Raw genomic sequence first — 11,922 nt, 5'->3', positions numbered from 1 at the left:
GTGATCACCGGTTACGGCACCATCGACGGCCGCGACGTGTGCATCTTCAGCCAGGACGCCACGGTGTTCGGCGGCAGCCTGGGCGAGGTGTACGGCGAGAAGATCGTCAAGGTGCAGGAGCTGGCGATCAAGACCGGCCGCCCGCTGATCGGCATCAACGACGGGGCCGGCGCCCGCATCCAGGAGGGCGTCGTCTCGCTCGGCCTGTACAGCAAGATCTTCCGGAACAACATCCTGGCCTCCGGCGTGATCCCGCAGATCTCGCTGATCATGGGCGCGGCCGCCGGCGGGCACGTCTACTCCCCCGCCCTGACCGACTTCGTGGTGATGGTCGACCAGACCAGCCAGATGTTCATCACCGGGCCGGACGTCATCAAGACCGTCACCGGCGAGGACGTCACGATGGAGGAACTCGGCGGGGCGCATACCCACATGGCCAAGTCGGGCACCCTGCACTACGTCGCCTCCGGCGAGCAGGACGCCTTCGACTGGGTGCGGGACCTGCTGAGCTACCTGCCGCCGAACAACGCCACCGACGCACCGCGCTACGCCGAGCCCATCCCGGAGGGCGCGATCGAGGACAACCTCACCGAGGAGGACCTCGAGCTGGACACGCTGATCCCGGACTCGGCCAACCAGCCCTACGACATGCACGAGGTGATCACCCGCATCCTCGACGACGACGAGTTCCTGGAGATCCAGAACGGCTACGCCACCAACATCGTCGTCGGGTTCGGCCGCATCGAGGGCCGGCCGGTCGGCATCGTGGCCAACCAGCCCACCCAGTTCGCCGGCTGCCTGGACATCAACGCCTCGGAGAAGGCGGCGCGGTTCGTGCGCACCTGCGACTGCTTCAACATCCCGATCATCATGCTGGTGGACGTCCCGGGTTTCCTGCCGGGAACCGGCCAGGAATACAACGGCATCATCCGGCGCGGCGCCAAGCTGCTGTTCGCCTACGGCGAGGCCACCGTTCCGAAGATCACCGTCATCACCCGCAAGGCCTACGGCGGCGCGTACTGCGTCATGGGCTCCAAGGACATGGGCTGCGACGTCAACATCGCCTGGCCGACCGCGCAGATCGCGGTGATGGGCGCCTCCGGGGCCGTCGGCTTCGTCTACCGCAAGCAGCTGGCCGAGGCGGCCAAGGAGGGCAAGGACGTCGACGTCCTGCGGCTGGAGCTGCAGCAGGAGTACGAGGACACCCTGGTCAATCCGTACGTCGCCGCCGAGCGGGGATACGTCGACGCGGTCATCCCGCCGTCGCACACGCGCGGCTACATCGGCACCGCGCTGCGGCTGCTGGAACGCAAGATCGCGCACCTGCCGCCCAAGAAGCACGGGAACATCCCGCTGTGAGCGACGAGATGAGCGACGAAAACGGTTCCGAGACAACCGAAACCACGCACGGGCCGCACGAGCCGCACATCCAGGTCCTCAAGGGTCAACCGACCGACGCGGAGCTGGCCGCGCTGGTCACCGCGCTCGGCGTCGTGGGCGGCCCCGCCCCCGAGCCCGGCGAGCCCGAGCGCACGCGCTGGGGCCTGCCGGTGGACCGGCTGCGGTTCGCGATGTCCAACTACCAGCGGCTCACCTTCCAGCAGATGACACACATGAAGCATTGACCCGCCTGGTCCTCGGTTCGGCCTCGTCGGGCCGCCGCAAGGTGCTGCGCCAGGCCGGCATCGATCCGCTGGTCGTGGTCTCCGGGGTGGACGAGGACGCCCTCCTCGCCGCCCTGGGACCCGACGCCGGCCCGGCCGAGGTGGTGTGCGCGCTGGCGGCGGCCAAGGCCGAACAGGTGGCGGGCGCGCTGGACGGCGACGTCGCCGCCGATTGCGTTGTCCTCGGCTGTGATTCGATGCTGGACCTCGACGGAGAGCTGTGCGGCAAGCCCGGCTCGGCCGACGCCGCGACGGCCCAGTGGCGCCGCATGGCCGGCCGCTCCGGCCTGCTGCATACCGGGCACTGCCTGCTGCGCCTGAGCGGCGGCGCGATCACCCATCGTGAAGTGGAATCCGCTTGCACCACAGTGCATTTCGCCGCCCCTACGGATACGGACCTGCGGGCCTACGTCGCCGCAGGCGAGCCCCTGCAGGTGGCCGGCGGGTTCACCCTCGACGGGCTGGGCGGCTGGTTCGTCGACGGCATCGAGGGCGACCCTTCGAACGTGATCGGCGTGAGCCTGCCGCTGCTGCGGTCGTTGCTGGCCCGCGTCGGGCTCTCGGTGGCGCAGCTGTGGACGGTGAGCAACGGAAGCCGCGAGACATAAACCACGGCGGCCCTCGCCGGCGTGTCGTCGCAGACGTCATGTGTCGCGACAGCCAATGGCGCTCGGGGCCCTTGCGGCGCTGACGGTAGGCTCGGGTTGTGGCATTACCCCCGGATCCAAGCCCGACCCTGACGGACTACGCCCACCCCGAACGGCTGGTCACCGCCGACTGGCTGTCGGCCAACATGGGCACCCCCGGCCTGGTGATCGTCGAATCCGACGAGGACGTCTTGCTCTACGACGTCGGCCATATCCCCGGCGCGGTCAAGATCGACTGGCACACCGACCTCAACGACCCGACCGTCCGCGACTACATCAACGGCGAGCAGTTCGCCGAATTGATGGACCGCAAAGGGATCTCGCGCGACGACACCGTGGTGATCTACGGCGACAAGAGCAACTGGTGGGCCGCGTACGCGCTGTGGGTCTTCACGCTGTTCGGCCATTCCGACGTGCGCCTGCTCAACGGCGGGCGCGACCTGTGGCTGGCCGAGCGCCGGGAGACCACCCTGGACGTGCCGACCAAGACCTCTTCCGGCTATCCCGTCGTCACGCGCAACGACGCGCCAATCCGGGCGTACAAGGACGACGTGCTGGCCATTCTGGGCGGCCAGCCCCTGATCGACGTGCGCTCGCCGGACGAGTACACCGGCAAGCGCACCCACATGCCCGAATACCCCGAGGAGGGCGTGCTGCGCGGCGGCCACATCCCCACCGCCCGGTCCATCCCCTGGGCGAAGGCCGTCGATGAGAGCGGCCGATTCCGCAGCCGCGAGGAGCTCGAGGAGATCTACGGCTTCATCGAGCCCGACGACAAGACGGTCGTCTACTGCCGCATCGGCGAGCGGTCCAGCCACACCTGGTTCGTGCTCACGTACCTGCTGGGCAAGCCCGGCGTGCGCAACTACGACGGATCGTGGACGGAGTGGGGCAACACCGTGCGCACGCCGATCGTCGCCGGCGAAGAGCCGGGGGCCGTTCCGGTCCGATGAGCCTGCCCGCGCCCCTGGCCGAGGTGGTGTCCGACTTCGCAGAAGTCGAGGGCCAGGACAAGCTGGCGCTGCTGCTCGAATTCGCCAACGACCTGCCACCCCTGCCGCCCGAACTCGAGGAGCGGGCCATGGAGCCCGTCCCCGAGTGTCAGACCCCGCTGTTCCTGCACGTCGATGCGAGCGACCGGGACCGGGTGCGGTTGCACTTCAGCGCCCCCGCCGAGGCGCCCACCACGCGCGGGTTCGCGTCGATCCTCGCGGCCGGACTCGACGAGCAACCCGCCGCCGACATCCTGGCGGTGCCCGAGGATTTCTACACCGACCTGGGCCTGGCCGCGCTGATCAGCCCGCTGCGGTTGCGGGGCATGTCGGCGATGCTCGCCCGCATCAAGCGGCGGCTGCGCGAGTCAGGCCAGAATTCCGGCACCGCCTGATCGGCCTGACGGCGCGGCGCTTAGACTTCCCTGGAGTTGTAAGAAACTCTCTTAAAGAAGCCCAAGGCGGAAACACGTCCGCTTCAGATCTGCCAAACAGGAGGCGCAGTGGCTAGTCACGCCAGCTCGAGGATCTCCAAAGTGCTTGTCGCCAACCGCGGCGAGATCGCTGTCCGGGTGATCCGCGCGGCCCGCGATGCGGGCCTGGCCAGCGTGGCGGTGTACGCCGAGCCCGATGCCGACGCGCCGCACGTGCGGCTCGCCGACGAGGCGTTCGCCCTGGGCGGCCAGACCTCCGCCGAGTCCTACCTGGACATCGGCAAGCTCCTCGACGCGGCGGCCAAGTCGGGCGCCAACGCCGTCCACCCCGGCTACGGGTTCCTTTCGGAGAACGCCGATTTCGCCCAGGCGGTCATCGACGCCGGCCTGATCTGGATCGGCCCGAGCCCCCAGTCGATCCGCGACCTCGGTGACAAGGTCACCGCCCGCCACATCGCCGCCCGCGCCCAGGCCCCGCTGGTGCCGGGCACCCCGGACCCGGTCAAGGACGCCGACGAGGTGGTGGCCTTCGCCGAGGAGTACGGCGTGCCGATCGCCATCAAGGCGGCCTTCGGTGGCGGCGGCCGCGGCATGAAGGTGGCGCGCACCATCGAGGAGATCCCGCACCTGTACGAGTCGGCGGTGCGCGAGGCCGTCGCCGCCTTCGGTCGCGGCGAGTGCTTCGTCGAGCGCTACCTGGACAAGCCCCGCCACGTCGAGGCGCAGGTGATCGCCGACCAGCACGGCAACGTCATCGTGGCCGGCACCCGAGACTGCTCCCTGCAGCGCCGCTTCCAAAAGCTGGTCGAGGAGGCGCCCGCGCCGTTCCTCACCGACGCGCAGCGCAAGGAGATCCACGAGTCGGCCAAGCGCATCTGCAAGGAGGCGCACTACTACGGCGCCGGCACGGTCGAGTACCTGGTCGGCCAGGACGGCCTGATCTCGTTCCTGGAGGTCAACACCCGCCTGCAGGTCGAGCACCCGGTCACCGAGGAGACCTCCGGCATCGACCTGGTGTTGCAGCAGTTCAAGATCGCCAACGGCGAAAAGCTGGACCTCACCGAGGATCCCACGCCGCGCGGCCACGCCATCGAGTTCCGGATCAACGGCGAGGACGCCGGCCGCGGCTTCCTGCCGGCGCCCGGCCCGGTCACCCGGTACGACACGCCCAGTGGGCCGGGGGTCCGGCTGGATTCCGGTGTCGAAGCCGGATCGGTGATCGGCGGCCAGTTCGACTCGATGCTGGCCAAGCTGATCGTGTACGGCGCCACCCGCGAAGAAGCCCTGGCCCGCTCGCGGCGGGCCCTCGACGAATTCCACGTCGAGGGGCTGGCCACCGTGATCCCGTTCCACCGCGCGGTGGTGTCCGACCCGGCGTTCATCGGCGACGGCGACGGCTTCTCGGTGCACACGCGCTGGATCGAGACCGAATGGAACAACACCATCGAGCCGTTCACCGGCGGCGAGCCCCTGGACGAGGAGGACGCCCGGCCCCGCCAGACGGTGGTCGTCGAGGTGGGCGGTCGCCGGCTCGAGGTATCGCTGCCCGGCGACCTGGCGCTGTCCAACGGTTCCGCCGACCCGGCCGGGGTCATCCGCAAGAAGCCCAAGCCGCGCAAGCGCGGGGCGCACTCGGGTGCCGCCGCCTCCGGCGACGCGGTGACCGCGCCGATGCAGGGCACCGTGGTCAAGGTCGCGGTCGAGGAGGGGCAGGAGGTCGCCGCCGGCGACCTGGTCGTCGTCCTCGAGGCGATGAAGATGGAGAACCCGGTCACCGCGCACAAGGACGGCGTCATCACCGGACTCGCGGTCGAGGCGGGCGCCGCCATCACCCAGGGCACGGTGCTCGCCGAGATCAAATAGCGATCGGACAATAATCCTGGGAAACAGTTGTCGGCCCGGTCCGGCGCGGGTACCGTTCGGGGCAGGTTGAGTTCACAGCCGTCCGGATCACGTAAGGGCGCGGGAAGGTGAACTCACTTGTTCTCAGCCTCGATCGACGCCTGACGTCTTCCGCAGCACACATCCTGCTCTACGGATGGAGTCAGTAATGTCTGTGGCCCAATCTTGGCAACACAGCCGCGCGGCGCAATTCACCGCGCGCTGGTACCCGTCGGGGACACTGATCACGGTGGACGGCGAGCTCGACGCCGCCAACGCGGATCAGCTCGCGGCGTACGTGCGAAACGCCATCGCCAGTTCCCAGCGCGTGATACTGGACCTGCGTGGCCTGAAATTCATTGGCACGGCCGGCTTTTCGGCACTGCACCGGATCAACGTCGTGTGCTCGGGCGCCCAAGCCGATTGGGCGATGGCGCCGAGCGCGGCGGTGGCGCGGTTGCTGCGCATCTGCGACCCCGACGGCACCCTCCCGGTGACGACGCCCGCGGCCGAGCCGTTGCTGGGATCCGCGGACGACGGGGAGCCGGAGTCCCTACTGCAACTGGTCGCGCAGCCGCGTTAGCGACTTGGCCAGCAGCCGGGACACGTGCATCTGCGAGATGCCCACCCGTTCGGCGATCTGGGTCTGCGTCATCGACTCGAAGAACCTGAGCACCAACACCGTTCGCTCCCGCTCCGGCAGCGCCTCGAGCAGGGGCCGCAACGACTCCTGATCCTCGATCCGGTCCAGACCGGTGTCGACGTCGCCCAGGGTGTCGGCGATCGCGCGGGCCTCGTCCTCCTCGCTGCCCCCACCGCTGTCGATGGACAGGGTGTTGTACGAGCTGCCCGCCACCAGGCCCTCGACGACCTCCTCGCGGTCCATGCCGAGTTCGGCGGCGAGCTCCGTGGCGGTGGGCGCCCGGCCCAGCCGCTGCGACAGCTCGGCGGTGGCGGTGCCGAGGCGCAGGTGCAGTTCCTTCAGGCGCCGGGGCACCTTCACCGACCAGCTGTTGTCGCGGAAGTGTCGGCGGACCTCGCCCATGATCGTGGGCACCGCGAACGACACGAAGTCGGACCCGGCCTCCACGTCGAACCGGACCACCGCGTTCACCAACCCGACCCGCGCCACCTGCACGAGGTCGTCGCGCGGTTCGCCGCGGCCCTCGAACCGGCGGGCGATGTGATCGGCCAGAGGCAGGCAGCGCTCGACGATCTTGTCCCGCTGGCGCTGAAATTCCATCGAGCCCGGGTCGACATCGGCCAACTCGCGGAACATCGCCGGGACATCGGCGTATTCGTTCGGTCGAGAGACGGAACCCCCGGCAGCTGGTGGGGTCACCTGCTGGAGGCCGCCCGTCGCGCCGTCAGCGTGATACCGAACACGCTGCCGGTTTGGTTGGGTTCGCGACCATCGTGGAAAGTCTGGACGTCGTCGGCCAGGGACGTCAGCACGTGCCAGCTGAAGCTGCCGGGCGCCACCACGTCGTGCGTGTCGCACGCCGCGGACGCCTCGACGACCAACTGCTCGTCCTGCGGGTCGACCACCACGACCAGGGTCGCGTCGGGGGTGGCGCAGCGGATCAACCGGGTGCACACCTCGTCGACCGCGAGCCGCAGGTCCGCGACCGCGTCGAAGTCCAGGTCCTCGAAGGTGCCGATCGCACCGACCAGCGTCCGCAGCATCGCCAGGTTCTCCAGGCGCGCCGCAACGTGCAATTCGACGGCACGGTTACCGCGCTGGCGCTTGTGAGCGCGCACTCCCGCATCGTTCATCTGGTCTCCCGGCAACGGTTGACTACCACTACTACCACCCCTTAGTCCGCCGTGGACCGTACGCTCGAGCCGATCAGTCATGGCCGCCGCCGGAGACCGCCGGAACCGATCGGGCACGGCGGTTCGAGCGCGCGGCGGCGCTCGCCGGAATCGCGCTGGCTGTATTGGTTCTTCTGGCTGTAAGCATCTATGTCGGCGTGTCCGTGATCCTGGTCCCCATGATTGGGTGACCACGCTAACGCAACCGTTCCGGCACTCATCATGGTGCAGACCTGATACCCACTCGACGAGGCCGGTAACCCCGCAATTTGCCTCCTGGCAAAAAGGCGCGTTGCCCAGAACGGCCGGCGGGCAGACCGTCAGCTTGCGGGCCGCTGCCGGTATGCCTCGGGGTGCTCGGCATACCAGCGGTCCGCGATCCGGCGGATCCGGCGGTGCTCGACGGCCACCCACACCAGCCCCAGGACCGCGGCGATGATCGCAAGCACGCCCGCGGTCATCCCCTCGTGGTGGTGTCCGGTGCCGAAGGCCGCCAGGCTTCCGCACGCCCCGATCACGCCGGCCACCACCAGCAGATAACCGGGCCAGTGCAACACGTCGATCAACGACTCGCCGGCGAGCGGCCGCGTGGTCCTCAGATGGTCGACGGGGTCATGAAAGGTGTCTCCCATGGCTGCTCCTAGTGGAGAACTTATGACTCATGCGCAGCTCAATTAGGGTTGCACCCTCAACGGTAGATCCCCGGGAAGGCTTTTGGCGAGACCCGATCAGAGCGGCAGCGCGGGGCCCGCGATCGGCGCGACGCCCATGGCCACCATCAGCACCATCAGCGTGAAGAGAAACCACCCGGCGCCGTGCCATCCCCACCAGGTGCCCTCCGCCTTCCATACGCGGTAGGTGCGCAGGAAGGCCCACAGCCCGGCCGCCAGCAAGATGGCCGGTCCGCCCAGCGCCAGCAACGTCCGCTGCGGGGCACCGCAGGCCGCCGTGTCGACACCGGTGCCCGGGCAGGTGCTCACCCACAGCGCGGCCAGCACCAGGAAGCCGACCGCCGCGATCGCGGCGAGCACCGCGAACCGGATGGCGGCGCGCACTTCGCCGTCTTCCTGTCCCAAGCGATCGCCACCCGATCGCTCATCGGCTTTGTGCATCCGTATCCCTCATATCCCCCTGTGTGGCCAACGCCTTATTCATCGTTTGCTGCGTCGCAATAGTTACTCCGCAATGACAAATGTCCGACGACGGGGCGCTGCAATCGCGCTGGCACTTTGCGGATAGCGCATGGGAACAGATACCCCGCGGCAAACCCGGTGAAACCGGCGCGGGCTCAAGCGGCGGGCAGCGTCGACGATACCGTCAATTTTTCCGGCAATACCGCTGGCCAAGGGCGCGGAGCCCCGATGGTCACAATATGGTTGGTGTCTCAGAACCGATGAGTACTATCTCTCACATGCCGACAGCCCGAAGGCGCTTATCCCCCGAGGATCGACGCGCTGAGCTGCTCGCTTTGGGGGCAGAAGTCTTCGGAAAGCGACCCTACGACGAGGTGCGCATCGACGAGATCGCCGAGCGCGCCGGGGTGTCGCGTGCGCTGATGTATCACTACTTCCCCGACAAGCGGGCCTTCTTCGCCGCGGTGGTCAAGGACGAGGCCGACCGGCTGTACGAGACCACCAACATGGACGACGCCACCGGCCTCACGATGTACGAAGAGGTGCGCGTCGGCGTCATGGCCTACATGGCCTACCACGAGCAGAACCCGGAGGCCGCGTGGGCGGCCTACGTCGGGCTGGGCCGGTCGGACCCGGTTCTGCTGGGCGTCGACGACGAGGCCAAGAACCGCCAGCTCGAACACATCATGAGCCGCATCCACGACCTGGTGGCCAACATCTCCGGGGCGAAGCTGGAAGCCGACGTCGAGCGGGACCTCCGGGTGATCTGCCACGGCTGGCTGGCGTTCACCTTCGAGCTGTGCCGCCAGCGCATCATCGACCCGACGATCAACGCCGAACGCCTCGCCGACGCGTGTGCGCACTCGCTGTTCGACGCCATCGCCCGGGTGCCGGAGATCCCCGAGGAGCTGTCCCACGCGATGGCGACGGCACGGATCCAGCCGCGCTAGCCCGCGTACTTGTCGGTGCGCCTTGGCACCATGGTTAGGTGACCACCCGTGATCCGTTAGGCCGGTTCAGCGCGACCACGCGCGAATGGTTCACCAGCACGTTCGCCGGCCCCACCGCCGCGCAGGCCGAGGCCTGGGATGCCATCGCCGACGGCGACAACACGCTGGTGATCGCGCCGACCGGATCCGGCAAGACGCTCGCGGCATTCCTGTGGGCCCTGGATTCGCTCGCCGGCGCGGCCGAGCGCCCGGCCGGTACCCGCGTGCTGTACGTGTCTCCGCTCAAGGCGCTGGCGGTCGACGTCGAACGCAACCTGCGCACTCCGCTCGCGGGGCTCACCCGCATCGCCGAGCGGCACGGCCTGCCGCCACCGGCCATCAGCGTCGGCGTCCGGTCCGGCGACACCCCGCCCGCCGAACGCCGTCAGCTCATCGCGCGGCCACCCGACGTGCTGATCACCACGCCCGAGTCGCTGTTCCTGATGCTCACCTCGGCCGCCCGCGAGACCCTGGCCGGCGTGCAGACGGTGATCGTCGACGAGATCCACGCCATCGCCGCGGGCAAGCGGGGCGCGCATCTGGCGCTGTCGCTGGAGCGGCTCGACGAACTGCGGGAGGGGCCGCCAGCGCAGCGCATCGGGCTGTCGGCGACGGTGCGCCCGCCCGAGGAGCTCGCCCGGTTCCTGTCCGGGCAGCAGCCGACCACCATCGTGGCCCCCCGCGCGGCCAAGACCGTCGAGTTGACGGTGCAGGTGCCGGTGCCCGACATGGCCAACCTGGCCAACAACAGCATCTGGCCCGACGTCGAGGCGCGGCTGGTCGACCTGATCGAGGCGCACAACTCGACGATCGTGTTCGCCAACTCGCGGCGACTGGCCGAGCGGCTCACCGCGCGGCTGAACGAGATTCACGCCGAACGCTGCGGTCTGGGCCTGTCCGGCGAGACCAACACCAAGGTGGCGGGCGGGGCACCCGCCCACATCATGGGCAGCGGCCAGACCTACGGCGCCGAGCCGCTGTTGGCGCGCGCCCACCACGGCTCGGTCAGCAAGGAACAGCGCGCCCTGGTCGAAGAGGACCTCAAGCGCGGCCTGCTCAAGGCCGTGGTCGCGACGTCGAGCCTGGAGCTCGGCATCGACATGGGCGCGGTCGACCTGGTGATCCAGGTCGAGGCGCCGCCGTCGGTGGCCAGCGGCCTGCAACGCATCGGGCGGGCCGGCCACCAGGTCGGCGAGGTGTCCCAGGGCGTGCTGTTCCCCAAGCACCGCACGGACCTGATCGGCTGCGCGGTGACGGTGCAGCGGATGCTCTCCGGCGAGATCGAGACGATGCGGGTGCCGGCCAACCCGCTCGACATCCTCGCGCAGCAGACGGTCGCGGCGGCGGCGCTGGAGCCGCTGGACGCCGACCGGTGGTTCGACACGGTGCGCCGCAGCGCCCCGTTCGCGACGCTGCCCCGCAGCGTGTACGAGGCCACCCTCGACCTGCTGTCGGGCAAGTACCCGTCCACCGAGTTCGCCGAGCTGCGGCCCCGGCTGGTCTACGACCGCGACACCGGCACGCTGACCGCGCGGCCCGGCGCGCAGCGGCTGGCCGTCACCTCCGGCGGCGCCATCCCCGATCGCGGCATGTTCACGGTCTACCTCGCCAGCGAGGCGGAGAAGCCGTCGCGGGTGGGCGAACTGGACGAGGAGATGGTGTACGAGTCCCGGCCCGGTGACGTCATCTCGCTGGGCGCCACCAGCTGGCGGATCACCGAGATCACCCACGACCGGGTGCTGGTGATTCCCGCGCCGGGCCAGCCGGCCCGGTTGCCGTTCTGGCGCGGCGACGACGCGGGCCGTCCGGCGGAGCTGGGCGCCGCGCTGGGCGCGTTCACCGGCGAGCTGGCGGGACTGGACCGCGACGCCTTCGACGCCCGGTGCGCCGGCCTGGGTTTCGACGCTTACGCGACCGACAACATGTGGGCGCTGCTGGACGAGCAGCGCACCGCGGCCGGGGTGGTGCCCACCGACACCACCTTGCTGGTCGAGCGGTTCCGCGACGAGCTGGGCGACTGGCGGGTGATCCTGCACTCGCCGTACGGGCTGCGGGTGAACGGCCCGCTGGCGCTGGTGCCACAGCGGCGATCGCTTGCCCGGATGCCGGCGCGGCAACAGCAGCGCGCGGGCCGCGCACTCCCGGAACCGCGACGCGAACAGCGCCGAACCGCCCACCTCGGCCGTGACGATCGGGTCGATCTCGTCGGCGTCGAAGACGAAGAGGTCGGCGCCGGGCGGGTTGTCGCCGTTGTCGGACAGCATGTCCGGCAACCGCACCACGATGCCGTCGTCGGAGGCGGTCGGCTTCTCGTCCAGGCCGTAGCGTTCCCGCAGCCGGCGGCCCACCGCCAGCGCCAGCGGGCCG

Annotated in this window: 12 protein-coding genes and 2 pseudogenes; 9 read left to right on the top strand and 5 right to left on the bottom strand. The window is 69.5% G+C overall.

Annotated features, from left to right (window positions below; genetic code table 11):
• The 7 genes from A9X03_RS09145 to A9X03_RS09115 form a co-directional block, all read left to right on the top strand.
• Positions 1 to 1,359 (top strand): acyl-CoA carboxylase subunit beta (locus A9X03_RS09145; RefSeq protein ID WP_068260669.1); only part of this gene is annotated, 1,359 nt, incomplete at its 5' end.
• The gene (locus tag A9X03_RS09140) at positions 1,356 to 1,625 is read left to right on the top strand and encodes an acyl-CoA carboxylase subunit epsilon (RefSeq protein WP_197499119.1); all 270 of its coding nucleotides are present in this window, start codon (positions 1,356 to 1,358) and stop codon (positions 1,623 to 1,625) included. The genes A9X03_RS09145 and A9X03_RS09140, both read left to right, overlap by 4 nt.
• A complete protein-coding gene (locus A9X03_RS09135) occupies positions 1,622 to 2,272 on the top strand; it encodes a nucleoside triphosphate pyrophosphatase (protein WP_068260667.1) in 651 nt (216 codons plus the stop codon). The genes A9X03_RS09140 and A9X03_RS09135 overlap by 4 nt, the downstream gene beginning before the upstream one ends.
• A 98-nt stretch (positions 2,273 to 2,370) precedes the next feature.
• Entirely contained in the window at positions 2,371 to 3,264 is an 894-nt protein-coding gene (locus A9X03_RS09130) for a sulfurtransferase (RefSeq protein WP_067749364.1), read from the top strand.
• Positions 3,261 to 3,698 carry a SufE family protein gene (locus tag A9X03_RS09125; RefSeq protein WP_067783228.1) on the top strand — a complete coding sequence of 146 codons (438 nt, stop codon included), beginning with the start codon at positions 3,261 to 3,263 and terminating at the stop codon, positions 3,696 to 3,698. Before A9X03_RS09130 ends, A9X03_RS09125 begins: the two co-directional genes overlap by 4 nt.
• 108 nt (positions 3,699 to 3,806) lie before the next feature.
• A complete protein-coding gene (locus tag A9X03_RS09120; RefSeq protein ID WP_067749358.1) occupies positions 3,807 to 5,600 on the top strand; it encodes an acetyl/propionyl/methylcrotonyl-CoA carboxylase subunit alpha in 1,794 nt (597 codons plus the stop codon).
• Between the two features lie 175 nt (positions 5,601 to 5,775).
• Positions 5,776 to 6,201 (top strand): STAS domain-containing protein, encoded by a 426-nt coding sequence (locus tag A9X03_RS09115; protein ID WP_067749355.1) that lies wholly within the window; start codon positions 5,776 to 5,778, stop codon positions 6,199 to 6,201.
• On the opposite strand, the gene A9X03_RS09110 is transcribed toward A9X03_RS09115, so the two are convergent.
• The 4 genes from A9X03_RS09110 to A9X03_RS09095 form a co-directional block, all read right to left on the bottom strand.
• Positions 6,172 to 6,960, bottom strand: a complete 789-nt coding sequence (locus tag A9X03_RS09110) for an RNA polymerase sigma factor SigF (RefSeq protein ID WP_067749352.1) — start codon at positions 6,958 to 6,960, stop codon at positions 6,172 to 6,174. The two genes, A9X03_RS09115 and A9X03_RS09110, sit on opposite strands and share 30 nt — an antisense overlap.
• A complete protein-coding gene (locus A9X03_RS09105) occupies positions 6,957 to 7,394 on the bottom strand; it encodes an ATP-binding protein (RefSeq protein ID WP_067749350.1) in 438 nt (145 codons plus the stop codon). The genes A9X03_RS09110 and A9X03_RS09105 overlap by 4 nt, the downstream gene beginning before the upstream one ends.
• Positions 7,395 to 7,753: 359 nt before the next feature.
• Entirely contained in the window at positions 7,754 to 8,065 is a 312-nt protein-coding gene (gene usfY / locus A9X03_RS09100) for a protein UsfY (RefSeq protein WP_067749347.1), read from the bottom strand.
• 96 nt (positions 8,066 to 8,161) lie between these two features.
• Positions 8,162 to 8,545, bottom strand: coding sequence for a hypothetical protein (locus A9X03_RS09095; protein WP_067749344.1), 384 nt, complete (start codon positions 8,543 to 8,545; stop codon positions 8,162 to 8,164).
• 299 nt (positions 8,546 to 8,844) lie between these two features.
• On the opposite strand from A9X03_RS09095, the gene A9X03_RS09090 reads away from it, so the two are divergent.
• A complete protein-coding gene (locus tag A9X03_RS09090; protein WP_067749339.1) occupies positions 8,845 to 9,516 on the top strand; it encodes a TetR/AcrR family transcriptional regulator in 672 nt (223 codons plus the stop codon).
• A 38-nt stretch (positions 9,517 to 9,554) separates the two neighbouring features.
• A pseudogene (locus A9X03_RS09085) lies at positions 9,555 to 11,645 on the top strand (DEAD/DEAH box helicase); the annotation flags it as partial.
• On the opposite strand, the pseudogene A9X03_RS28335 reads toward A9X03_RS09085, so the two are convergent.
• Positions 11,604 to 11,903, bottom strand: a pseudogene (locus tag A9X03_RS28335) (hypothetical protein); the annotation flags it as partial. The pseudogenes A9X03_RS09085 and A9X03_RS28335 overlap by 42 nt on opposite strands.
• Positions 11,904 to 11,922 lie beyond the last annotated feature (19 nt).

The organism is Mycobacterium sp. E1715 (assembly GCF_001667625.1).
Taxonomy (GTDB): domain Bacteria; phylum Actinomycetota; class Actinomycetes; order Mycobacteriales; family Mycobacteriaceae; genus Mycobacterium.
Note: the sequence above shows the minus strand (reverse complement) of the source record. Positions and strands in the feature narration are given on the sequence as shown.